This is a genomic window from Rhizobium sp. PvP014, from assembly GCF_017876855.1.
GTDB lineage: Bacteria > Pseudomonadota > Alphaproteobacteria > Rhizobiales > Rhizobiaceae > Neorhizobium > Neorhizobium soli.
This window is the reverse complement of sequence record NZ_JAGIOT010000002.1, coordinates 1,570,324-1,592,677: the sequence shown is the minus strand read 5'-3', so window position 1 is coordinate 1,592,677 and position 22,354 is coordinate 1,570,324. Positions and strand designations below refer to the sequence as shown.

General features: G+C 61.7%; 15 protein-coding genes. 9 read left to right on the top strand and 6 right to left on the bottom strand.

The features are described from left to right. Positions 1-82: 82 nt before the first annotated feature. Together J3A65_RS12255 and J3A65_RS12250 are read right to left on the bottom strand one after the other, a co-directional pair. Positions 83-2,416 carry a TonB-dependent hemoglobin/transferrin/lactoferrin family receptor gene (locus J3A65_RS12255; RefSeq protein WP_209901426.1) on the bottom strand — a complete coding sequence of 778 codons (2,334 nt, stop codon included), beginning with the start codon at positions 2,414-2,416 and terminating at the stop codon, positions 83-85. Positions 2,417-2,644: 228 nt separating this feature from the next. Next, the gene (locus J3A65_RS12250; RefSeq protein ID WP_062455637.1) at positions 2,645-4,240 is read right to left on the bottom strand and encodes a DUF2235 domain-containing protein; all 1,596 of its coding nucleotides are present in this window, start codon (positions 4,238-4,240) and stop codon (positions 2,645-2,647) included. A 186-nt stretch (positions 4,241-4,426) separates the two neighbouring features. Between J3A65_RS12250 and J3A65_RS12245 the strand changes: the two genes are divergently transcribed. Both J3A65_RS12245 and J3A65_RS12240 read left to right on the top strand, forming a co-directional pair. Continuing rightward, the gene (locus tag J3A65_RS12245) at positions 4,427-6,106 is read left to right on the top strand and encodes a formate--tetrahydrofolate ligase (protein WP_209901423.1); all 1,680 of its coding nucleotides are present in this window, start codon (positions 4,427-4,429) and stop codon (positions 6,104-6,106) included. Positions 6,107-6,271: 165 nt separating this feature from the next. Further along, positions 6,272-7,420 (top strand): ceramide glucosyltransferase, encoded by a 1,149-nt coding sequence (locus J3A65_RS12240; protein WP_113167206.1) that lies wholly within the window; start codon positions 6,272-6,274, stop codon positions 7,418-7,420. A 16-nt stretch (positions 7,421-7,436) separates the two neighbouring features. Here the strand turns inward: J3A65_RS12240 and J3A65_RS12235 are convergent, their stop codons facing one another. Beyond that, complete coding sequence (locus J3A65_RS12235; RefSeq protein WP_245341528.1) at positions 7,437-8,741, bottom strand: extensin family protein; 1,305 nt, start codon at positions 8,739-8,741, stop codon at positions 7,437-7,439. Positions 8,742-9,030: 289 nt separating this feature from the next. On the opposite strand from J3A65_RS12235, the gene J3A65_RS12230 reads away from it, so the two are divergent. The 4 genes from J3A65_RS12230 (at position 9,031) to queF (ending at position 13,403) form a co-directional block, all read left to right on the top strand. Next, positions 9,031-11,220 (top strand): anthranilate synthase, encoded by a 2,190-nt coding sequence (locus J3A65_RS12230; protein ID WP_209901421.1) that lies wholly within the window; start codon positions 9,031-9,033, stop codon positions 11,218-11,220. Next, on the top strand, positions 11,220-11,744 hold the full coding sequence (locus J3A65_RS12225; protein WP_209901418.1) for a GNAT family N-acetyltransferase: 525 nt from the start codon (positions 11,220-11,222) through the stop codon (positions 11,742-11,744). Before J3A65_RS12230 ends, J3A65_RS12225 begins: the two co-directional genes overlap by 1 nt. Positions 11,745-12,010: 266 nt before the next feature. After that, the gene (locus J3A65_RS12220; protein WP_280136603.1) at positions 12,011-12,937 is read left to right on the top strand and encodes a cation diffusion facilitator family transporter; all 927 of its coding nucleotides are present in this window, start codon (positions 12,011-12,013) and stop codon (positions 12,935-12,937) included. Between the two features lies 1 nt (position 12,938). Continuing rightward, a complete protein-coding gene (queF, locus tag J3A65_RS12215) occupies positions 12,939-13,403 on the top strand; it encodes a preQ(1) synthase (RefSeq protein WP_062455655.1) in 465 nt (154 codons plus the stop codon). Positions 13,404-13,480: 77 nt separating this feature from the next. Here queF and J3A65_RS12210 read toward each other — a convergent pair whose 3' ends face one another. Both J3A65_RS12210 and J3A65_RS12205 read right to left on the bottom strand, forming a co-directional pair. Further along, positions 13,481-14,341 carry a DUF2076 domain-containing protein gene (locus J3A65_RS12210; RefSeq protein ID WP_174196403.1) on the bottom strand — a complete coding sequence of 287 codons (861 nt, stop codon included), beginning with the start codon at positions 14,339-14,341 and terminating at the stop codon, positions 13,481-13,483. Between the two features lie 160 nt (positions 14,342-14,501). Then, the gene (locus J3A65_RS12205) at positions 14,502-15,098 is read right to left on the bottom strand and encodes a HupE/UreJ family protein (RefSeq protein ID WP_192086242.1); all 597 of its coding nucleotides are present in this window, start codon (positions 15,096-15,098) and stop codon (positions 14,502-14,504) included. Positions 15,099-15,314: 216 nt separating this feature from the next. Between J3A65_RS12205 and J3A65_RS12200 the strand changes: the two genes are divergently transcribed. Beyond that, the gene (locus J3A65_RS12200; protein WP_062457904.1) at positions 15,315-15,902 is read left to right on the top strand and encodes an ATP-dependent Clp protease proteolytic subunit; all 588 of its coding nucleotides are present in this window, start codon (positions 15,315-15,317) and stop codon (positions 15,900-15,902) included. 142 nt (positions 15,903-16,044) lie between these two features. On the opposite strand, the gene J3A65_RS12195 is transcribed toward J3A65_RS12200, so the two are convergent. Next, on the bottom strand, positions 16,045-18,744 hold the full coding sequence (locus J3A65_RS12195) for an EAL domain-containing protein (protein WP_209901416.1): 2,700 nt from the start codon (positions 18,742-18,744) through the stop codon (positions 16,045-16,047). A 241-nt stretch (positions 18,745-18,985) separates the two neighbouring features. On the opposite strand from J3A65_RS12195, the gene J3A65_RS12190 reads away from it, so the two are divergent. Then, positions 18,986-20,173 (top strand): benzoate/H(+) symporter BenE family transporter, encoded by a 1,188-nt coding sequence (locus tag J3A65_RS12190; protein WP_209901414.1) that lies wholly within the window; start codon positions 18,986-18,988, stop codon positions 20,171-20,173. A 365-nt stretch (positions 20,174-20,538) separates the two neighbouring features. Then, the gene (gene leuA / locus J3A65_RS12185; RefSeq protein WP_209903480.1) at positions 20,539-22,266 is read left to right on the top strand and encodes a 2-isopropylmalate synthase; all 1,728 of its coding nucleotides are present in this window, start codon (positions 20,539-20,541) and stop codon (positions 22,264-22,266) included. Positions 22,267-22,354: the final 88 nt, after the last annotated feature.

Genomic DNA, 22,354 nt, shown 5'->3' with positions numbered 1-22,354 from the left:
AAGATGCCTATCCTGACGAAAACGCCGCACCCCCTACGGGGAATGCGGCGTCCAGGATCAAAGGGCGATCGTCGGGGAGGGATCAGAACTTCTTGGTCACCGACAGTTTGAAGCTGCGGCCGGGCTCGCTGTAGAAGTCCTGCGCCGAAGCCGAAACGCCGTCCGGGACGCTGACCGCGTCAAAGTACTTCTTGTCGAACACGTTGAAGACGCCGGCCTGAACCTTGAGGCCGGTCAGATCAATGCTTCCGACCTTTTCGGGTGCCCACCAGACGGTTGTGTCGACGAGGCCGTAACCGGGTGCCTCGAAGCCGGTGCCGCTGACCTTGTGGCGGGAGGCGGCAAGCGTCAGCGAGACGTCCGAGCCCCAGGTCTCGGATGAATAGCCAAGGCCGATGATGGCGCGCAGCGGCGCGACCGAGTTCAGGTAGTCGCCGGTATCGGTATCCTTGCCGTGCGAATAGGCAAACGAGCCCCAAGTGCGCCAGCGTGGATCGAAGCGCCATTCGCCACCCAGCTCGATGCCGTAGATGCGGACGTGGTTGAGGTTTTCGTAGCCGGTGATGCCGCCGACCGGGTACTCACCGCCTGGAGGCGCGATGGTGACCGTGTCGATGAAGTTCTTGTAGTAGTTGTTGAAGGCGGTCGCCTTGAACGAATAGTCGGCCGCGTCGTATTTGGCGCCGATTTCAAAGCCGTTGCTGGTTTCGGTTTCGAGATCAGGATTGCCGATGCGGGCATAGGAGCCCGGAGCCCCGTAATTCTGGTAAAGCTCGGTCGCGGTCGGCGCGCGGAAGCCGCGGGCATACTGGGCAAACAGTTCCAGTTCCTGGGTCGCCTTCCAGCCGAAACGGAGTTTTGGCGAGATGCCGAAAGCATTGTTGCTTTCGAGATAGGCCGGATCGTAGTTCGGGCTGTCCTCGAAGCTTGCGGTCGATTTCGGATCGTAATCGTACCAGTCGAAGCGCACACCGGGCGTCACCGTCAGGCGGTCCTCGAAGAACTTGATGTCGTCTTCGGCATACATGCCGAGGATCATCCCGTCGACGTCAGGCATATCGGACGAATTGGAATGGAGCATGCGGCAGGACTGGGGACCGAAGGGTTGCGGGATGGTCGTCCAGTCGACATCAGGGCAATTGTCGACGCCGGAGGAGTATTGATAGGTCTTCTGCCAGGAGAGCTCGCCGCCGAACCGGAATTCGTGGCTGACGCCGCCGATGGTCAGTTCCTTCGAGGCGCTGCCGGAGATGCCGTAGCTATCCTGTGTCAGCTGGTTGTCTCGGCTGTAGATACCGCTTGGGGAGCCGTAGAAGAAGGGGTCGCCGGGAATGATTGAGCCGCGTGGGTCGGTAAGGCGGAACCCGTCCGTCGTGTTGTTCAGTCGCTGCTTTTGCCAGTAGGTGATGATGCTCGCCTGATCGACGATGTCGCCGCCGCTGGGGGAGGTAAAGTCGTAGGATGCCGACAGCCGCTTGCGATCGACCTCTTCGCCGCTCTTCAGCGTGCCCTGCTGGTAGCTCGTGGTCGTGCCGCGCATGTTGTCGCTGTCGATCTCCTTGTTGAAGAGTTCGCCGGTCAGGCCGAAACGATGGCCGCCCTCGATATACTGGTGGAACTTGGCGAGCAGGTTGCGCTGCCAGTAATCGCTTGGATTGGCCTCCGTGCGGGTGGTGCCGTAACCACCTATTTCGCCCTCGTTATCGGTCTCGTTGCCGCGCTTGTAGCCGCCCTGGAGCATGAACCAGCTGTCATTGTGTCGTGCGGCGATGGCGGCATTGTTGCCGAGGCTGCGGTCGGCGCTGTCATAGGTGCTCTTGGTCAGGGCGCCGAAATTACGGCCGTCCTCGATCAGGTCTTCCGGATTGATCGTGTAGAGCTGGACTGCGCCGCCAAGAGCGCCGGAACCGACGCGGCTCGAATCGGCGCCCTTGGTGATATCGATCGTCGAAAGCGTGTCGAAATCGAAGGCGTTGTTGCCGCCACGGGCGCTATCGCGCGGGTCGGTCAGCCAGGGCTGGCGGATCCCGTCGATCGTCGTCAGGACGCGCTCGTTTTGCAGACCGCGAATGTTGATGCTCTGGCTCTGCCGGTTGAAGGTGACGCCGGCATCGACGCGACGGGAGAAATCCTTGAAATCGGTGACCATCCGGTCCTGGATGACCTGACGATCTGTCGTTTCGGTCAGCGGCGAGTCGGACTTGCCGACGGAAGTCCCGTCGCGCAACACGATCGGCTTCAGGGCGGTCGTATCCTGGCCATCGGCAACCTGGGTCGCGGCGGTCGTTCCAGCGGCGGTCGTTCCAGCGGTGGTCTGGGCAGTCTCTTGCGCCCATGCCGGCGGCGCGGCCGTGATCAGCAGAAGTGCGGCAGTTCCGGCGTAGAGATGGCGATGCCGCGACGAACGGGTAGGCATGGTGGTTCCCCTCAAAAAGACATGCAGAGACATCGGGCGCGGCGATAGCCTGCGTCCGGGTAACGTTCGGATTGTTTGATTTCCGCCGAAGCAGAAGCCCCGCAAAAAGCCTTAGAAATCTAAACTAAATGAGTCAAGTTTGAATCTGAGTGTAATACTCATGTTTTTGCGCGGCGTGTGGTGAGAGCACGCCGTGACGAGTGTTGGTCGTCGTCACGGCGTGGTTGGTCAGTGGCTCGGTGGTGGGTTTGCGGAAGTCGGAGAAGAGGCGACTGTCAGCCTGACGCTGCCGCGGTTGTTGCCGTAGGCGCCCCAGGCATCGTTGGCGAAGCAGTAAAGATAGCCGTCGCCCTTCGGTGTGAATTTCGCCTTGCTGCGGATCAGAAACACCTCGTGGGGCAGTTTGAGAATGCCGTTCTTGGGCGTCTGCTGCTGAGCGGGCGGCGGCACGTCGTTGGCGATCACGCCGATCAGGCTGAACCAGGGCAGCTCCTCCTCGCGACGGGTCCACCAGAAATCCACCTGCTGGTTTCCGGTCGACCATTTCCACGCCTTTTCGAGCTGGCCAAGGCCGCTCGAGGCAAGATGGGCAATCTCACCGGCCTGGAAGTTTCCTCCATCTTTCGGGCCATCGGCGTTGCACAGGACCGTGCCATCGGTCCACTCGCCTTTCGCGACGAACGTGTAGGTGATGCCCTTTTGCAGAAAGATGCCGGTGTCGTTCCAGTGGTCGCGTGCGAAGACATCGACCTCTGCGGGCAGGTTTGCGTTGGCGTGCCGGTAGCGCCCCTGCGACAAGGGCGGGGTGCGGTGCCGCTCGGAGGCGGAGCTGTGCAAATCTTCTGAAGGCGTTGCGGTCACGTGAGGTACGGCGCGCGGTCTCGTTTTCAGCTTGGCGAAGATGCCACTGGCGGAATCATGCAGCACGCCGCGCGGATCCGGCCTCAGCTGGTTTTCAGCCCCTTCGCGGAATACGAGGCCGCAGCTTTTTGCCTCGTTCATCATCCACAGGAGAGCGCCGTCCGAAAGGCCCGTTGCGGCATAGCCACCGCCGACATCACCATGCACGCCTGGGAACCAGACCTGTTTCAGCGTTCCGGTCCAGCCATCCGGCTTGACCCAGAGCGTCGGCATGAAACTTTGGCGGAACTCGTCGAGCGCGACCGCATGGCGGGCGTTGAGGACGGCGGAACCGAGTGTCGTATCGTGAAACTCATGGTTCTCCGGATTGTCGAGAAGGTTGAGAAACCCCATGTCATCGGGAATGCCGAGCGCGCCGACCGTATCCCAGACGCCGATGAACTGGATGAGCGTTGAGGCATTGCGGGTGCCGCCTGGGGCGACGTTGTGGAAGTGGATCTTGCCGGACTGTTTGCGCTTGGTGCCGGCTTCGCTCTTGGCGCGGTACTCCGTGAAGATCGCCTCGATCGCCTTCCAGGTTCCCTCTTCGTCGAGCTTAGAGGCTTTGATATCCAGAAGGCCGCATTTGGAGATCATGCCGCCGAGGCTGCGGACCGTGTAGGCGCCACGGCTGAAGCCGAACAGATAGATTTGATCTCCGGATTTGTAGGTGCTGGCAAGCCATTTGTAAGCGCCCTTGATGTTGTCAGCGAGACCCTTGCCGGTACCGCCTTCCACCGCACGTCGCCACCAGGTTCCGTCTGTGCCGACACCGGGGTGATAGTAGGCATCCTGTTTGATGCCAGCGGCATCCTTGTCGGCGACTGCATTGTAAATCTTGCGAACATTGGTCGGGCTAGGCTGGCCGCCATCCATATCGTCGGGCGTGTTCCAGGTGCCGTCGCAGCAGAGAATAAGGTTCATTGGTCGTTCCCCCTCGATCCCCCATGGATCAGAGATATATAAGATTGTATCGAATTAAATTGCAACTTTGGTGTGTGGATGAGCGCGTTGTAGTGTGCATAATCAGGGCGCTGTTCCCGTTCCGGGCTTGTCGTGGGGAAGCGGCTGTGGCCATGGTTCACGCAAACCAACAAGCGAGAGACAAGCATGGCCCCCGTTCCATCCGACATCGAGATCGCCCGCGCGGCAAAAAAGAAACCGATCGCGGACATTGGCGCGGCGCTTGGCATCTCTCCCGAGGCGTTGGTGCCCTACGGCCATGACAAGGCGAAGATCGGGGCCGATTTCATCGGCTCGCTCCAGGGCCGCCCCGATGGCAAGCTGATCCTCGTGACGGCGATCAATCCGACGCCTGCCGGCGAGGGCAAGACGACGACCACGGTAGGCCTCGGCGACGGGCTGAACCGGATCGGCAAGAAGGCCGTCATCTGCGTGCGCGAGCCGTCGCTTGGGCCCTGCTTCGGCGTCAAGGGCGGGGCGGCCGGCGGCGGCTATGCGCAGGTCGTGCCGATGGAAGACATCAACCTGCACTTCACCGGCGACTTCCACGCCATTACCTCTGCGCACAATCTCCTGTCGGCGATGATCGACAACCATGTCTACTGGGGCAACGCGCTCGACATCGACACGCGCCGCATCACCTGGCGGCGGGTGATGGACATGAACGACCGGGCGCTGCGCCAGACCGTGACCTCGCTTGGCGGCGTGTCGAACGGGTTTGCGCGCGAAAGCGGCTTCGACATTACCGTCGCATCCGAAGTGATGGCGATCCTCTGCCTGGCGCAGGATCTGGCCGACCTTGAAAAGCGGCTCGGCGATATTGTCATCGGCTACCGGTTCGACCGCTCGCCGGTCTATGCCCGCGACATCAAGGCCGACAAGGCGATGGCGGTGCTTTTGAAAGACGCGATGCAGCCGAACCTGGTGCAGACGCTGGAAAACAATCCGGCGCTGGTGCATGGCGGGCCGTTCGCCAACATCGCCCATGGCTGCAATTCCGTGATCGCGACGAAGACGGCGCTGAAGCTTGGCGACTACGTGGTGACGGAAGCGGGGTTCGGAGCGGATCTGGGGGCCGAAAAGTTCTTCGACATCAAGTGCCGCAAGGCAGGGCTGAAGCCCGACGCAGCCGTGATCGTCGCGACCATCCGGGCGCTGAAGATGAATGGCGGCGTGAAGAAGGACGATCTCGGGACAGAGAATGTCGAGGCGCTGACGCGCGGCTGTTCGAACCTGGGACGTCACATCGCAAACGTGCGCAAGTTCGGCGTGCCGGTCGTGGTCGCGATCAACCACTTCATCTCGGATACCGATGCGGAAGTGGCGGCGATCAAGGAATACGTCTCGCATCACGGCGCGGAGGCGATCCTCTGCCGTCACTGGGCGGAAGGTTCCGCCGGCATCGAGGAACTGTCCTACAAGGTGGTGGAACTGGCCGAAAGCGGCGCCGCCGCCTTCAAGCCGATCTATCCTGATGACATGCCGCTGATGGAGAAGATCGAGGCGGTCGCCACCAAGATCTATCATGCCGGCGAGGTGACGGCGGAAAAGGCGGTGCGCGATCAGCTGAAGGCCTGGGAAAGTGCTGGTTACGGCCATCTGCCGGTCTGCATCGCCAAGACGCAGTATTCGTTCTCCACCGATCCCAACCTGCGCGGTGCGCCGGAAGGGCATGTGGTGCATGTGCGCGAAGTGCGGCTGTCGGCCGGCGCCGGCTTTATCGTGGCGATCACCGGCGAGATCATGACCATGCCGGGCCTTCCGAGCGCGCCTTCAGCCGAGCGGATCCATCTCAACGCGGATGGGCTGATTGAAGGGCTGTTCTAAGCATAGAGGCTGCCCAGCGGTTTTCTCCGGATCGTCCTCGCCTCTCGCCTTCGCGGGTGAGGGGCAACGTCATGCGTCTGTCACACCGAAATGGTCTGCTTGCCCTTACTCTTCTGGCACTGGCGGTGACCCGACGATTCGGGGCCGGCCATCGGGAACATCAGGATGGATCTTGTTCTTGCGACACTCGCCATGGCCCTTCTGGCGATCAATCTCTTCAGCATCGCGGTTGCCGGCCTGCGGCTTTCGCATCGGGACAAAGCGAGTGACAAGCCGGCGGTGATCAAGCCGGACGGTGTATCGATCGTCATTCCGGTGCGCGGCATCGAGGCCTATTCCAGCCTGACGCTCGCGCATGCATTCAAGCTCGAGTGGCCGGATTACGAGCTGATCTTCTGCGTGCAGGACGAGGGTGATCCGATCATCGCCGAGATCCGCTCGGCGATTGCCGCGCATCCGGCGGTGCCGGCGCGGCTGCTGATCGGCGATGACCGGATCAGCGCCAATCCCAAGCTCAACAACTGCGCCAAGGGCTGGCATGCGGCACGACACGAGTGGGTGGTGCTTGCCGATTCCAACGTGTTGATGCCCAAGGACTATATTCAGAACCTCGTCTCCGGTTGGCGGGCCGATACCGGGCTCGTATGCTCGACGCCGATCGGATCGCGTCCGGACGGGTTCTGGGCGGAAGTGGAATGCGCTTTCCTGAATACGCTGCAGGCGCGCTGGCAATATGTGGGCGAGGCGCTGGGGCTGGGGTTTGCGCAGGGCAAGAGCATGCTGTGGCACAAGCCGTTTCTGGATGCGGCCGGCGGCATCCAGGCGCTGGCCGCCGAGATTGCCGAGGACGCGGCGTCGACCAAGCTCGTCAACCGCCACGGCAAGAAAGTCCATCTGGTGTCGGCGCCGTTCGAGCAGCCGCTCGGGCGCCGGGGGCTTGAGGAAATCTGGTCGCGCCAGACGCGCTGGGCCCGGCTGCGGCGGGTGACGTTTCCCCTGTTCTTCACCCCGGAGATCCTGCTCGGGGCGCTGCCGCCCCTGATGCTCGGGCTGATCGCTGCCGTCCTGCTGGATCTCAGTTCGGTGCTCGTGGCCGCAACCGTGTTTGCCGCAACCTACCTGCCGGAACTGGCCCTTGCGCGGGCCAAGGGCTGGCGGCTGTCGATCCTGTCGCTGCCGGCAATGATGGTGCGCGACGTGATGCTGCCGGCAATCTGGATCAGAAGCTGGCTTTCCGGATCGTTCGAATGGCGCGGCAATGCCATGACGATCGGCACGCAGGAAAGCCGGCTGACCGGCTCCTCGCCGGCCTGACCCTGGCCCTCAACGGCTACTCGCAGATGCGGTAGCCGCCATCCCTGTCGATGATGTCGAGATGAAGGTGGTCCTCGTGGGCGGCATCGCTGCCGGGTGCGAGGACCGTGGTGAAATGCAGGCAGGCGCCGGCAGTGGCGGTCATCTGGAAGGCACCTTCCAGCGTGTGATCGTCCTCACGCCGCTTCATCACGACCTTCTCGCCGTTGTCGAGCTTGAAGGCGGCGACATCGAAGGCGTTGCCGCGTCCATGCTCGGAGATCTTGCCGGTCGAGGCGCTGTTTCTGAGGCGGCACTGGTAGGTGGAGCCGGGAACGAGGCCGGTGATCTTGCGGCCTGGCATGGCGATGTTGAGCGCGGGCTGGACCGTATCCTTCAGCCAGTGGGCCATGGTCAGCGCCGTCTTGCAGCGCATGGTCGCGCCGCCGAGATCGACGCCGGGCAGAACCTGCGCCACCTCGATCGGCTGCTTGATGCCGCAGCCATTGCCGTCGTCGATCGGTTTGACGGATTCGAACTTGGCGCCGATGGCACCGAGGTCTGCAAGGCAGGCTTTCAGTTCTGCGGCGTCTTCCTCGACGAGAGGCGGAGGCGGCGGCGGGGTCTCGGCCTGTTCCTGCTTTTCGTCCGCAGGCTTATCGGCCGGAGTTTTGTCATCAGCAGCCTTGTCCTGCGGTGCCTTGTCGTCTGGCTTGGCAGTGTCCGGTTTGGCAGGATCAGTCTTGCCAGGATTAGCTTGGCCGTCGTCGCTCGATGCAGCGGGCGTCTGTTCTGCGGGTTCTTCCGGCTTGGGAGTGGGGGTCGGGATGGTTTCTTCAGGAGCTTTACTGGTCTGTTCCGGGCTCTGGGTCTGTTCGGGGGCCGGGACAGGTGGCTCTGTGGGGCGCTCTGCAGGCTTCTCCGCAGGGGTTTCGGGCGGGTTCTCGGGCTTTGCTTCGACGGGCTTTGCGGCGACCTCAGGTGTAGCAGCGGCTGCGGCCGTTGCCGCCGTTGCCTCGGGCACGGGTTCACCACCCGGCTTTGCCATGGGAAGCGGAACGGTAGCGAGGGCGGGGGCGGCGGGGATCGCGGCTCGGCTCTGGTTCTGGGCACCCTGTGCGGGGCGGGTCGACTGGTTTTTGCCGGACGAGGATTTGCGCGTCGACTGTTTGCGGGTGCGTCCGGCATCGCGCATGAACTGGTCGATGATGTTTGTTTCGACAACGTTCGGCGTCGAGCCTTGCGGTGCTGGGCGGGCGGGCAGAGGCGCTGCACCCAGTGTCAGCGGTGCGCTCATTGCCAGCGAAGTGCTTAAAGCGAGAAGGCATAGAGTATGCTTCATCCTTCGGTCGTCCTTTCCCATGTTTCGGAGACGCAACGCGGATGACCCTGTTTTGGTCGCATTGTGGCCAAATAAATCCACTTGCGCGTTTGCCGGCGCCGCGCTAACAATTCGCTCCATGATGATTTCGATGGGCAACAACGGTAACTGGTGGTGGGCACGCTGACGCGGCCTTGACCAGTCATGTCCATCGACAAGACTATGACCAAGCCGCCCGATTACCGAGGCGGCTTTTTTATTGGCCGCTTCTCAAAATCCGGGCAGATCAACAGGGATTTTAGAGGCAGACATGGCGACGATCATTCACGACGACGGGTCCGAGACCTACGAGACCAAGGGCGGAATCAGCGTCAGCCGCGCCCGCAGGCCGGCCGAATATGCAACCGCGATCTCGTCTTACGTCGACCGGCTGGACGAGCGCCGCGGCGCGGTGTTTTCGTCGAACTACGAATATCCCGGACGCTATACCCGCTGGGATACGGCGATCGCCGATCCGCCGCTCGGCATTACCTGCAACGGCCGGGCGATGTGGATCGAGGCCTATAACGGTCGCGGCGAAGTGCTTTTGTCGTTTATCGCCGACAAGCTTGCGACGATTTCCGACCTGACGCTCGGCGAGCGCACCGACCGCCGTCTGGACCTGACTGTCAACGAGCCTACCCGCGTGTTTACCGAGGAAGAGCGCTCGAAAATGCCGACGGTGTTTACCGCGCTGAGAGCCATCGTCGATCTCTTCCATTCTGACGCGGATTCGGCGATCGGTCTGTTCGGGGCGTTCGGCTACGATCTGGCGTTCCAGTTCGATGCGATCAAGCTCTCGATGCAGCGGCCGGAAGACCAACGCGACATGGTTCTCTACCTGCCCGACGAAATTCTGGTCGTCGACCACCATGCGGCAAAGGCCTGGGTCGATCGCTACGACTTTGCCAAGGACGGCGTGACGACGGAAGGCAAGGCGCAGGATATCGCGCCCGAGCCGTTCCTGCGCACCACGGTGACGCCGCCGAAGGGCGACCACAAGCCGGGGGAATATGCGAGCCTTGTTACCCGCGCCAAGGAAAGCTTTCGCCGCGGCGATCTGTTCGAAGTGGTTCCGGGCCAGAAGTTCATGGAGCGCTGCGACAGCAATCCGTCGCAGATTTCCAACCGTCTGAAGGCGATCAACCCGTCGCCCTATTCGTTCTTCATCAATCTCGGCAACCAGGAATATCTGATCGGCGCATCACCGGAAATGTTTGTGCGGGTGTCTGGCCGTCGTATCGAGACCTGCCCGATTTCGGGCACGATCAAGCGTGGCGAGGATGCGATTTCCGACTCCGAACAGATCCTGAAGCTGCTCAATTCCAAGAAGGACGAGTCGGAGCTTACCATGTGCTCCGACGTCGACCGCAACGACAAATCTCGCGTTTGCGAGCCGGGTTCGGTCAAGGTGATCGGCCGCCGGCAGATCGAGATGTATTCGCGTCTTATCCACACGGTCGACCATATCGAGGGACGGCTGCGTCCGGATATGGATGCGTTCGACGGCTTCCTGAGCCACGCCTGGGCGGTGACCGTGACCGGTGCGCCAAAGCTGTGGGCGATGCGGTTTGTCGAGGCCAACGAAAAGAGCCCTCGCGCCTGGTATGGCGGCGCGATCGGCATGGTCGGCTTCAACGGCGACATGAACACGGGGCTGACGCTGCGCACCATCCGAGTCAAGGACGGCATTGCCGAGGTGCGTGCCGGTGCGACGCTGCTCAACGATTCGGATCCGCATGAGGAAGAGGCCGAGACCGAGCTGAAGGCATCGGCGATGATTTCGGCGATCCGCGATGCGCGCGCCGGCAACACGGCCAAGGCCTCGCGCGACGTCGCCAAGGTGGGTCAGGGGGTGAAGATCCTGCTGGTCGACCACGAGGACAGTTTCGTCCATACGCTTGCCAACTACTTCCGCCAGACGGGGGCGACGGTCTCGACCGTTCGCTCGCCGGTGCCGGAAGAGGTGTTTAACCGGATCGATCCGGATCTCGTCGTCCTGTCGCCGGGGCCGGGCAAGCCGAAGGATTTCGACTGCAAGGCGACGATCAAGGCGGCGCGGGCGAAAGACCTGCCGATCTTCGGCGTGTGCCTTGGCCTGCAAGCGCTGGCCGAAGCCTATGGCGGCGAGCTGCGGCAGCTGGCTTTGCCGATGCACGGCAAGCCGTCGCGCATCCGGGTTCTGGAGCCCGGCATCGTGTTTTCGGGACTTGCCAAGGATGTCACGGTCGGCCGTTATCACTCGATCTTTGCCGATCCGTCGACGCTGCCCTCCGATTTCATCATCACCGCTGAAAGCGAGGATGGCACGATCATGGGCATCGAACACGCCAAGGAACCGGTCGCGGCGGTGCAGTTCCACCCGGAATCGATCATGACGCTGGGCGGCGATGCCGGCATGCGGATGATCGAGAACGTGGTGGCGAACCTTTCGAGAAAGCGCGCAACGAAAGCGGCCTGATGGACGATGCCGACGCGATAGGTGGCGCTGACGGCGTCACCATCGAACCTCTCAAGGACGAGCATATCGAGGGCTTTCACAAGGCGCTCGATATCGTCTGCCGGGAGCGGCGCTACATGGTGTTTCTGCGTGCCCCGCCGATCGACGAGATGCGGGATTTCGTACGCGAGAGCGTGGCTGCTGGCAATCCGCACATCGTCGCGGTCGCTGACGGTGAGGTCGTCGGCTGGTGCGATATCCGAAGGCTGGAGCGCGATGTGCATGCTCATCGCGGCCTGCTCGGCATGGGCATCATTCCCGGGTTTCGCGATAGAGGCTTGGGCCGTCGGCTGATCGATACCGCGGTCGAGGCCGCGAACCGGTCCGGCATTCACCGCGTCGAACTCGACGTGCATGCGGACAATCACCGGGCGATCGCGCTTTACCGGAAGGTGGGCTTTCAGGTGGAGGGCGTGGCGCGCGATGCGTTGAAGATCGACGGGTGCTACCTGGACAGCGTGCGGATGGCGCTGATCTTCACCTGATGCCTGGTCTCTGACGCCCGATGCCCGCCTGCGACGATGCCCCGTTGTTGATAACGTCTGACGACGAGCATACCCGGCGACTGGACGCGCAAGACCGGCTTTGACAAACCGCGAGGCTTGCGCCATACAGCCGGCCATTATTCGAAACCGCCGCTGCGAGACGCTCTCGCCGCGGCGGTTTCGTCGTTTTGGGCATAGCTTCCTGCAAATCGCTTGCAGATGCAGGAGGATGATTAGTGAAGACGGGTATGGGCGATATGGACAGAGTGGCAAAGGACGACAAAAAGGTCGAGAGACTGGCGATGTGGGGCATCCCGATCTCGATCGGCGTGCTGTTCCTCAAACTTGCTGCGTGGTGGGTAACCGGCTCGGTGGCGCTGCTGTCGGACGGTCTGGAATCACTGGTCAACGTGGCGGCGGCATTTATTGCCTATTTCGTCATCCGCTATGCGCAACGGCCGGCGGACGATGACCACCACTTCGGCCATCACAAGGCGGAATACATATCCGCCGTGGCGGAAGGCGCGTTGATCGTGCTGGCGGCGATCCTGATCATTCAGGAAGCCTGGGGCGCTCTGGGCGCCCCGAGCATGCCGGAGACGCCATGGCTCGGGCTTGCCATCAACGCTACGGCAGGCGGAATCAATGCGGTCTGGGCGACCGTGCTAATCAGGGTCGGACGGTCGCACCGGTCTCCGGCGCTTCTGGCAGACGGCCAGCACATCATGTCGGATGTGGTGACGTCGGCCGGCGTATTCGTCGGTCTGGTGCTCGCGGTTCTGACGGGTTACCTGATCCTTGATCCGCTGCTTGCGATCTTCGTCGCCTTCAACATTCTCTGGCAGGGTTACAAGGTCATCACCCACTCGCTGGGCGGGCTGATGGACAAGGCGCTGCAGCCGGAGGAGGAGGCGGCGGTGCGTGCGGCGATCACCGCCCATTGCGACGGGGTTCTCGATGTGCACGATCTGAAGACGCGACGGGCGGGATCGGCTGCGTTTATCGATTTCCACCTGGTGGTGCCATCGCGAATGTCGGTCGGCGAAGCTCACGAAATCTGCGACCGCTTGGAAGATGCGATCAAGGAGGCTATTCCCGGTGCCACCCTGGCCATCCATGTGGAGCCGGAAAGCGAACACGCGCATGGCAAGCGTGTTGCCATTGAAAGCCATGCGAATCTGAAGGGAATTTAAAATGACGATGACGGATGTCAGCGGACTGTCGCAGCTCGGCAATCAGGTCGAGGCCCCAACGAGCCCCGAGACGGCGGTTCTGGAAAAGGTGCCGAACGGCAACCAGGGCACGGATTATGTGGTGCGCTTTACCGCACCCGAATTCACCTCGCTATGCCCGATGACCGGCCAGCCGGATTTTGCCCATATCGTGATCGACTATATTCCCGACGGGTTTCTGGTCGAATCAAAGTCGCTGAAGCTGTTCCTGCATGCGTTCCGCAACCACGGCGCCTTTCACGAGGACTGCTCGGTCTATATCGGCAAGCGGATCGTCGACCTGCTCAATCCGAAATGGTTGCGGATCGGCGCTTACTGGTATCCGCGCGGCGGCATTCCGATCGACGTGTTCTGGCAGACCGGCGAAGCGCCGAAGGGCGTGTGGTTGCCGGATCAGGGCGTGGCGACCTATCGGGGACGTGGGTAAGATTTATTGGCAATTAGCCCGGCACGCACCGGGCTAATTGCGACACTCAACCCGTTCGGGGAGAGGGCCATTCCGCCTCAGACATTCATGTTGTCGTCGCCGCCGAAATCGCCGCCGCCGAAGTCGGACTGATCGTCGTTGCCGAAATCGGCCTGTTGCCAGCCGCCGTCATTGCCACCGGGATCGGGTGTTACGTCGTTGCCGTTATCTGCGTCCGTATTGGATGCCTCACGGATTGCGTCGTCGCCGATATAGGTGTTGTTGATGACGGTTTCCTCGGTCGGGCCGCCTGTGAACGGATTGGCTTCGGCTGCGGGATTGCCCAAGCCGAGGCCTGACATGTGGTTGCCGAACAGGCCCGAAAGCGAATTGGCAAGCAGCATGCCGCCCGCCACGCCGGCGGCCGTGCCAAGTGCGCCGCGCAAAAAACCGCCGCCAGCAGATGGTGCCTGACCCTGCTGATAGCCTTGTGCCCCCTGCATCTGTGATGACCAGGGACCTGACGGGGCCGATGGGCGATAGCCGTCGTCGTTGCCGCGGTATGGCTGAGGCTGCTGATATCCCGGTCGCGCACCCCAGGGGCCGGATGGCTGCTGGCCGGCCTGTTGGGACGGCATTTGCGGTGCCGGAGGGCGAGGCGCCTGACCGGAGCCGAAGATCGAGCTCAGAAAACCGCCGCCCTGTTCGTCGCGCCTGGTGTCGCTTTCGCCGGCCTGAAGCTGCTTGACCTGTTCTTCGAGTTCGCGGATGCGGGCGGAGGCAGCCTCAAGGCCCTTCTCCTGAACGATCACCGCCTGGGCGAGGTAATAGGCGGAATAGGGCTGCTGGCGGGTCGCGTCATCGATCAATGCCTCCGCATCACGGTCGCGCGGGGTGGTCGAGGCTGTTTTCACGCGATCGAACAATGCGGTCAGAAGCTGGCGTTCTTCCGGTGACATGGTCTCACTCCTTGTGGACGTCCCAAGCGGCCGTCATCTGACAAGGAGTTAGTCGGCATTTTCGGGATTTCAAACCCGCTGCCGGGTTAAATCTTGTTCATGTAGAACATGTGCCGCCTGACACTATGATTCAGGCGGCACAGCTTATCTTGTTGTAATCTCAGCCGAATGCGAGCGTCAGGCCGAGCACTGCGGTTGCTGCGCCGAGGATGCGGGTTACAGCTGGCGCAAAGCGCGCGATACCGAGGCCGAGCGCGATGCCGGCTGCGTGAAGAAGAGCTGTCGCGATGACAAAGCCGAGGCCGAACTGAAGCGCGCCGGCACTGCCGAGTTCGCCGCCATGGGCATGGCCGTGGAACAGCGCAAAAACGCCGACGATTGCACCGCAGGCGGCTGTCGGAAGCTTGACGGCGGTGGCGACCAGAAGACCGAGTGCGATGACCGAGGCGAGGATCGCCGGTTCAACGAAAGGCAGATCGAGACCGGAGACCGCGAGCACGAAGCCGAGCGCCATGGTGCCGACGAATGCGGCAGGCACGGACCAGATGGCCTTGCCGCCAATCTGTGCTGCCCAGAGGCCGACGGCGAGCATGGCAAGCACGTGGTCGAGGCCGAAGATCGGGTGCGAAATGCCGGCCATGAACGAGCCATGTGCTTCAGGATCGAGATGGGCAAAGGCGGGAGCGGCAGCAACGACGACTGCGCCCGTTGCGAGCGAAATATGCTTCAGGGCGGTTTGGAAAGGTCTGGTCAACATTTTGATCCCCGATGAAATACATGATGCGTGAAGCGTAAAACGATAGGCAAGAGCAGTCACCGCGTCCATTGCCAATTGTAACGATCCGGCGATGCGGACTACGTCATTCACCTTAGTCGTTGGAAGCTTGCCATGTTCAGGCCGGGGTGCATTGTTTTGTGACCGCGAACACATTATGTCCCGTATATGAATTTCATGCAGGAGACTTTGACCGTGCTGAACGACGAAGACGACACAGAAGACAAGACGAAGGAACTGCCGCTCGGTAAGGAAACGGAGGCGAATCTTTTCAAGTCGCGTTCGATCTTCATCTACGGAGCGATCACCCAGGAACTGGCGCAGAAGGTCAACACGCAGCTCGTGGCACTTGCCGCAGCCAGCGACGAAGACATCCGCATCTACGTGAATTCCCCGGGCGGCCATGTCGAGTCGGGCGATTCGATTCATGATATGGTCAAGTTCATCAAGCCGAAGGTCTGGATGATCGGCACGGGCTGGGTCGCTTCTGCAGGCGCCCTGATCTACGTGTCGGTTCCGAAGGAACGCCGCATCGCGCTGCCGAACACCCGCTTCCTGCTTCATCAACCATCTGGCGGTACGCGCGGCATGGTCTCCGACATCGAGATCCAGGCCCGTGAAATCATCAAGATGAACGAACGCCTGAACAAGATCATGGCAGAAGCAACCGGCCAGCCGATCGAAAAGATCGCAGCCGATACGGACCGCGACTACTGGCTGTCGGCACAGGAAGCCGTGGCCTATGGTCTCGCATCCAAGATCGTGACGTCGCAGAGCGAAATCTGATCGCGACGCCGTTCTGACAAATCAAAATCCCTCGTCGGCTTCAGGCCGGCGGGGGATTTTTGCGTTTGGGGGCAATCGTTTCAGGCGCGGGTAGGGGCCGACAGGTCCGGATGACCGGAACCCTTTCGACCACCGCGCGATATCAGGCGAGCTTGCGGGTGGGTACGGCGGTTGCCGGGACGCGGCCCTGCTGCCAGTGGGCGGCAAAATCCATGAACGCATCGGGCGACATCGGTTCCGCGAAGGCATAACCCTGCAGCACCTGGCAACCGAGGCCACGCAGGATATCCATATGGGCTTCCGTTTCGACGCCCTCGGCGACGATTTCGATCCCTTGCGAACGGCCGATCTCGATGATCGAAGCCACAAGCCGGTGCTGGGGACCCGACGCCTGAAGCGGCGAAATCAGCTGCCGGTCGATCTTCAGCCGTTTGGGGCCGAGTTCCAGCAGACTGACGATCGAAGCGTGTCCGGAGCCGAAATCATCCAGCTCGATATCGATACCCAAATCCTTCAGCGTGCCGATGATCTTGCGCAGGCCGCGGTCGTTTCCTTCAAACGAGATCGATTCCAGAAGTTCGAATGCAATGCTGCCCGGCGCAAACGACAGGTGCGACAGCTGCTCCAAAAGGTTTTCGTCCTTCAGGCGCTGGGCCGAGACATTGACAGAGACCCTTGGGACGGCAAGCCCGCGGGCACGCCAGCGGGTGGCCTGGAACAGCGCTTTTTCGAGAATGAGCGCGTCGATCTCACCGGAGCGATGAAGACCTTCGGCAATATCGAGAAACGCTTCGGGCGCGAGCAGGCCGCGGGTCGGGTGGACCCATCGGGCCAGCGCCTCGACACCGACGATATCGAGGGTGACGGCATCGAACTGCGGCTGGAAGAAGGGAACGATCTGGTCGTTCTCGATTGCCGCGAGAAGCTCGTCGGACGTGCGTTTTACCTGGATCGCCGTCAGAAGCAGGGACTCTGAAAACACCTCGGCGCGGTTACGGCCGCGTTTCTTGGCCTCGTACAGTGCGACGTCGGCATTGATCAGCAACTGGCGCGGTTCTTCGCACGCAAGCGTCTGCATGGCGATGCCGGCGCTGCAGCCGACATGGCATTCCTGGCCGTCGATCGTCATCGGTTTGGCGATCGCCTTGACGATCGAGCGGCCGAGATGTTTTGCCCGCTCTTCCGGGGCCGGGCCGCTGGTGACGACCACGAATTCGTCGCCGCCGATCCGCGAGACGAATTCGTCATGGCCGATCAGTTCCAGGAGCCGGGCCGTCGTCTGGCGCAGGACCTCGTCGCCGGCCGCGTGGCCGAGCGTGTCGTTGACTTCCTTGAAGCGGTCGAGATCGAAATGGATAAAGGCCAGGCGGTGACTGTGCGTCGTCGCGTTCGAGGCTTCCATGAACTGGTCGAGAAAGCGCCGGTTGGGAAGGCCGGTCAGGGCGTCGTGCAAAGACTGGTGCTGCAACGTGCGGCGTGTCGCGCGCAACCGCTCGTTCTGTTCTTCCGCGCGGGCGCGCTCCTCCCGCAGTTCGATCTGCAGATTGACGTCATCAGTGACATCCCAATTGGCGCCAACGACGCGTTCGACGCCTCCCGACGTTTTGTAGGCCTTGCCGTGCGCGCGGATGTGGCGGATCTCGCCCGAAGGTCGGACAATCCGGAACTGGGTAATATAGGGCTCGGTGGCACCGATGACCTCGTTCAGCCGATTTTCAGCCGTCTCGATATCATCCGGATGAACAGTCGAACGCCAGTCCTCGTAGGTGAAGATGTCCTTGCCCGGAGGCGCAGAATAGAGGTCCTTGAGCCGCTCGTCCCAGAAAAGGCGGTCTGTGGCGCCCTCGTATTCCCAGACGCCGATCTGCGACGCTTCGAGTGCCAGCGTCAACCGGTGGTGAATGGTCTCGAACTGCTCCTCCCGGTGTTGCAGATCGACGATGTGGCGATTGCGCTGCCTCATCAAGATCCCCACCCAGATCATCGGGGCGACGATGCAGAGTGCGATCAGCGTCGCGTAGGCATAAAGCCAACCGATATCCGGCGGGGTCGTGTTCCAGCCGGCTTTCGGGACCGCTGCGAGATACCAGGTGTCGTATCCGAGCTCGATGCGGGCACGAACCGCATCGGCGGAGAAGATCGCCGGGTCACCGGTAAAGACGTCCTTCGCAACCGGTGCCGGCCGCCTGGAGATCGCGATGCTGAGGGGTTGCCGTTCGGTATCGAGGTCGATGTCGCGGAACAGGCGCTCCACGTCGATCACGCTCGAGACGATGCCCCAGAAATGTCCGTTGGCTTGCGAAAAAACCGGGTAGCGGGCCAGCAGTCCCAGTCCGCCCTGAGCGAGTTCGACAGGTCCGGCGATCGTGGTGGACCGGCGCTTGATCGCCTCCATGACGGACACTGACCGTTTGGGGTCGGCCGTGTAGTCTCGTCCAACAAGCTGCTTGTTCTGGTCGTAAGGGTAGACGTACCGGATCACAAGATTGGGCGCCACGGCGACGTTCTTCAGCTGCGAGGGAACAGCGAAAACTCGCTCGGAGAGCGCCGCAAATTGCGTTTGCGTGATGGATGGGTTTGAAGCGATCGCGGCAACGAGACCCTGGACCAGATTGACGTTGCCGCGAATATTGGTTTCGAGGCTTGAGGACACGCGCGCCAGTTGTTCCGACGCGACGAGCCGCTGCTGCGCCATGTATTGAGCGCGCTCTTCCAGATCGGCCCGGACAATTCCGAAAATGACCGCAGCGACCATAATGAAGGCGGGCAAATACCAGCCGAACCGGTAGAATCGCCGTTCCCGGCTTCGGCCGGGCTTTATCATGGAGGAAGAGAAGAGCATGCAATGTTCCAACAGGTCTCCTTCCAACATTTCAGACAAGGCTTAATTTAGTCTGAGATGGAACGGCGCCGGACGGGTCGTCGAGCCGAAATACTGGTCTCCACTCCAATATTTTTGAGAAATCCGGCCCTTTATACATGACTGAAAATCGGAAAAAATCAGTCGGCCTGGTCATCTCTTGGGCTTGTCTCGCGGCGGCGGGTCGTGCTCCATGCACCCTTCACCGCGTCGGGTTCTCATCATGCTCAAAGACTTCTCTTTTTCCGCCCTGACGATGGGGATGCTGACCGCGTTTGTCGGTTTCGTCAGTTCGTTTGCCGTGATTATCCAGGGTTTGCAGGCAATGGGCGCCAATAGCGATCAGGTTGCCTCCGCGCTCCTGGCGCTTTCCCTGGCGCTCGGTATCCTTGCCGTGAGTTTCTCGGCCGCTCTCAAGATGCCGATCAGCATTGCATGGTCGACGCCTGGTGCCGCTCTTCTCTCGGGGATCGGGATGATCGAGGGCGGATTTCCCGCAGCCGTCGGCGCCTTCGTCATCTGTGGCGGGCTGATCATGCTGTCGGGCCTGTTCCAGCCGCTCGGGCGCGCGATCCGGATGATCCCGGGGCCGCTTGCCAATGCGATGCTGGCCGGTATCCTGCTCGGCCTGTGTCTTGCTCCCGTGAAGGCGGTGGCGTTCGACCCGATGCTGGGACTGCCGATCGTGCTGACCTGGGCGGTCGTCGTGTCGCGCTGGCGGCTTCTGGCCGTGCCGGCCTCGCTTGCCGCGATGATGCTGGTGCTGATCTTCGGCGTCGACCTGCCGGCAGATACGCTGAGCCAGATCGGCGCTGCGATCCATCCGCAATTCGTGTTCGTCGAGCCGGTGTTTACCTGGCACGGCGCGATTTCCGTGGCGGTGCCACTGTTTATCGTCACCATGGCGTCGCAGAACATTCCCGGCATCGCGATCCTCAAGGCGCACGGATACGAGCCGCATCCCGGACCGATGTTCGTGGCAACCGGCGCCCTGTCCTCGCTTGTCGGCGTTTTTGGCGGCGTGCCGGTCAACATGGCGGCGATCACGGCGGCGATGTGCGCCAGTACCGACGCTCATCCGGATCCCGCCCGGCGTTACGTAGCGGCGATCATCGGCGGCTTCAGCTATGCGGCGCTGGGGCTGGTGGCCGGCGGCATTATCGCCTTCGTATCGCTCGCGCCGCCGATCCTGTTGCAGGCCGTCGCCGGGCTCGGGCTGATCGGCGCGTTCTCGAACGCGGCATACGCCGCCTACCACAATCCCGCTACCCGCGAGGCTGCGGCCATCACCTTTATGGTCACCGCTTCCGGAATCGCCTTCGCCGGGATCTCGGGGGCGTTCTGGGGTCTGCTGGCCGGTGGCGTGATGATGGGTTTGCAGAAGGCTCTCAGACGCGAAAGATTCCCTTGAAAGGGAACCGCGGCCGTCGTTGCAACATCAAATGCCGTTCGAAAGTGCACTTGCACGTTCTCTGCCCGCCCGCTATAGATTCTTCCATGACCATGACAGGTGCGATCATGTCCGACCGTTTGCCGACCCGCAGCTTCGCTGCCGGGGCGACGGTTTTCGCGCCTCTCTCGCTTCTTAGCCTCGACCTTACACTCGGTTGCCGGGTCCGTTGAGGAGCGCCCGGCGGCCGAAAGCCCGCCGGCGTAAGAGCTCCTCGCAAGATTTACCGATATAGCTGAGACAGACCTTAAGAGGTCGCCATCCTCACCAAGCAGGCCCCAAAAGTGCGGCGCGCGGCGGATGGATAGGACGAGGACTTGAAGACCATGGACGCCAAGAATTCCAACGTGACTACTGCCAACAAGGCTAAGGGTATGGCCGACGCGGCGGTGAAATACCGTGCCTATCCCGCCATCAACATTCCCGACCGGACCTGGCCGTCGAAGGTGATCGACAAGGCGCCGATCTGGTGCTCGGTGGACCTGCGTGACGGCAACCAGTCGCTGGTCAACCCGATGGGCCACGATCGCAAGGCCCGCATGTTCAAGCTGCTCCTGGATATGGGTTTCAAGGAAATCGAGATCGGTTTCCCGTCGGCTTCGCAGACCGATTTCGACTTTGCCCGTTGGTGCATCGAAGAGGGTGGCGTTCCCGACGATGTGTCGATGCAGGTACTGGTTCAGTGCCGGCCGGAACTGATCACCCGCACGTTCGAATCGCTGGAAGGCGCCAAGCATCCGATCATCCACTTCTACAACTCGACATCGGAACTGCAGCGCCGTGTGGTGTTCGGCAAGGATGTCCGCGGTATCAAGCAGATCGCCGTCGACGCGGCGAAGATGATCACCGACATGGCTGCCAAGGCCGGCGGCGATTACCGGTTCGAATATTCGCCGGAAAGCTTTACCGGCACCGAGCTGGAAGTGGCGCTGGAGATCTGCAACGCAGTCATCGAGGTGGTAAAGCCGACCGCTGACAACAAGCTGATCCTCAACCTGCCCTCGACCGTCGAGATGGCGACGCCGAACATCTATGCCGACCAGATCGAATGGATGTGCCGCAATATCGACAATCGCGAGAACGTCATCATCTCGCTGCACCCGCACAACGACCGTGGCACCGGGATTGCCGCGACCGAGCTGGCGCTGATGGCTGGCGCCGACCGCGTCGAAGGCACGCTGTTTGGCAATGGCGAGCGCACCGGCAATGTCGACGTGGTGACGCTGGCGCTCAACATGTACACGCAGGGCGTTGATCCTGGGCTGGACTGCACCGATATCGAGCGCATCAAGGACGTCTACGAATATTCCAACGAAATGGTCATTCCCGAGCGCCATCCTTACGTCGGCGAACTGGTCTATACGGCGTTTTCCGGCTCGCACCAGGATGCGATCAACAAGGGCATGAAGGCAATCAAGACCGCCAACCATCCGGTGTGGGAAGTGCCTTACCTGCCGATCGACCCGCGCGACGTCGGCCGGTCCTACGAGGCGATCATCCGCATCAACTCGCAATCGGGCAAGGGCGGCATCGCCTATATCCTGCAGCAGGATTACGGCATCAACCTGCCGCGCAATCTGCAGGTGGAGTTCCGCGAGGACATCCAGCGGATTACTGACGAGGAAGGCAAGGAAGTCGCTTCCAAGCGCATCCATGAGCGCTTTATCGAGCGCTATGTGGACCAGCCTTCAGCACGGCTGAGATTCGTCGATCACCAGACGTTCCCGGCCGGGATGGAGCACAAGGGCATCCGCGTCGTTTCCGCCGAGATCACCGATGGTGGTGAGACGAAGACGATCGAAGGCCGCGGCACGGGCCCGATCGACGGGTTCATCAACGCGCTGTCGGCCTATCTCGGGATCGAGTTGTCGGTGAATGAGTATTCGGAACACTCGCTGCAGCATGGCTCGAACGCCTCGGCGATCGCCTATGTCGAGGTTGAGCATCCGGGTGGCAAGCTGTTTGGCGCCGGCATCAACAACAACATCGTGACGGCATCGCTCGACGCGATCGTGTCGGCCGCCAACCGCGTGTTGGAAGAACGCGGCCGGTAAGCCGGGGCCTGTAGGGTATGAGAAGACACAAGCCGCATCGCTAGCCGATGCGGCTTTTTGTTTGGATCAGATCGGGCGGATAGGCTTC

Excerpts from the sequence above, each read along its gene's own strand:
- J3A65_RS12255 (WP_209901426.1), bottom strand. The coding sequence starts at position 2,416 with ATGCCTACCCGTTCGTCGCGGCATCGCCATCTCTACGCCGGAACTGCC.
- J3A65_RS12250 (WP_062455637.1), bottom strand. The coding sequence starts at position 4,240 with ATGAACCTTATTCTCTGCTGCGACGGCACCTGGAACACGCCCGACGAT.
- J3A65_RS12245 (WP_209901423.1), top strand. The coding sequence starts at position 4,427 with ATGGCCCCCGTTCCATCCGACATCGAGATCGCCCGCGCGGCAAAAAAG.
- J3A65_RS12240 (WP_113167206.1), top strand. The coding sequence starts at position 6,272 with ATGGATCTTGTTCTTGCGACACTCGCCATGGCCCTTCTGGCGATCAAT.
- J3A65_RS12235 (WP_245341528.1), bottom strand. The coding sequence starts at position 8,741 with ATGAAGCATACTCTATGCCTTCTCGCTTTAAGCACTTCGCTGGCAATG.
- J3A65_RS12230 (WP_209901421.1), top strand. The coding sequence starts at position 9,031 with ATGGCGACGATCATTCACGACGACGGGTCCGAGACCTACGAGACCAAG.
- J3A65_RS12225 (WP_209901418.1), top strand. The coding sequence starts at position 11,220 with ATGGACGATGCCGACGCGATAGGTGGCGCTGACGGCGTCACCATCGAA.
- queF (WP_062455655.1), top strand. The coding sequence starts at position 12,939 with ATGACGATGACGGATGTCAGCGGACTGTCGCAGCTCGGCAATCAGGTC.
- J3A65_RS12210 (WP_174196403.1), bottom strand. The coding sequence starts at position 14,341 with ATGTCACCGGAAGAACGCCAGCTTCTGACCGCATTGTTCGATCGCGTG.
- J3A65_RS12205 (WP_192086242.1), bottom strand. The coding sequence starts at position 15,098 with ATGTTGACCAGACCTTTCCAAACCGCCCTGAAGCATATTTCGCTCGCA.
- J3A65_RS12195 (WP_209901416.1), bottom strand. The coding sequence starts at position 18,744 with ATGCTCTTCTCTTCCTCCATGATAAAGCCCGGCCGAAGCCGGGAACGG.
- J3A65_RS12190 (WP_209901414.1), top strand. The coding sequence starts at position 18,986 with ATGCTCAAAGACTTCTCTTTTTCCGCCCTGACGATGGGGATGCTGACC.
- leuA (WP_209903480.1), top strand. The coding sequence starts at position 20,539 with ATGGACGCCAAGAATTCCAACGTGACTACTGCCAACAAGGCTAAGGGT.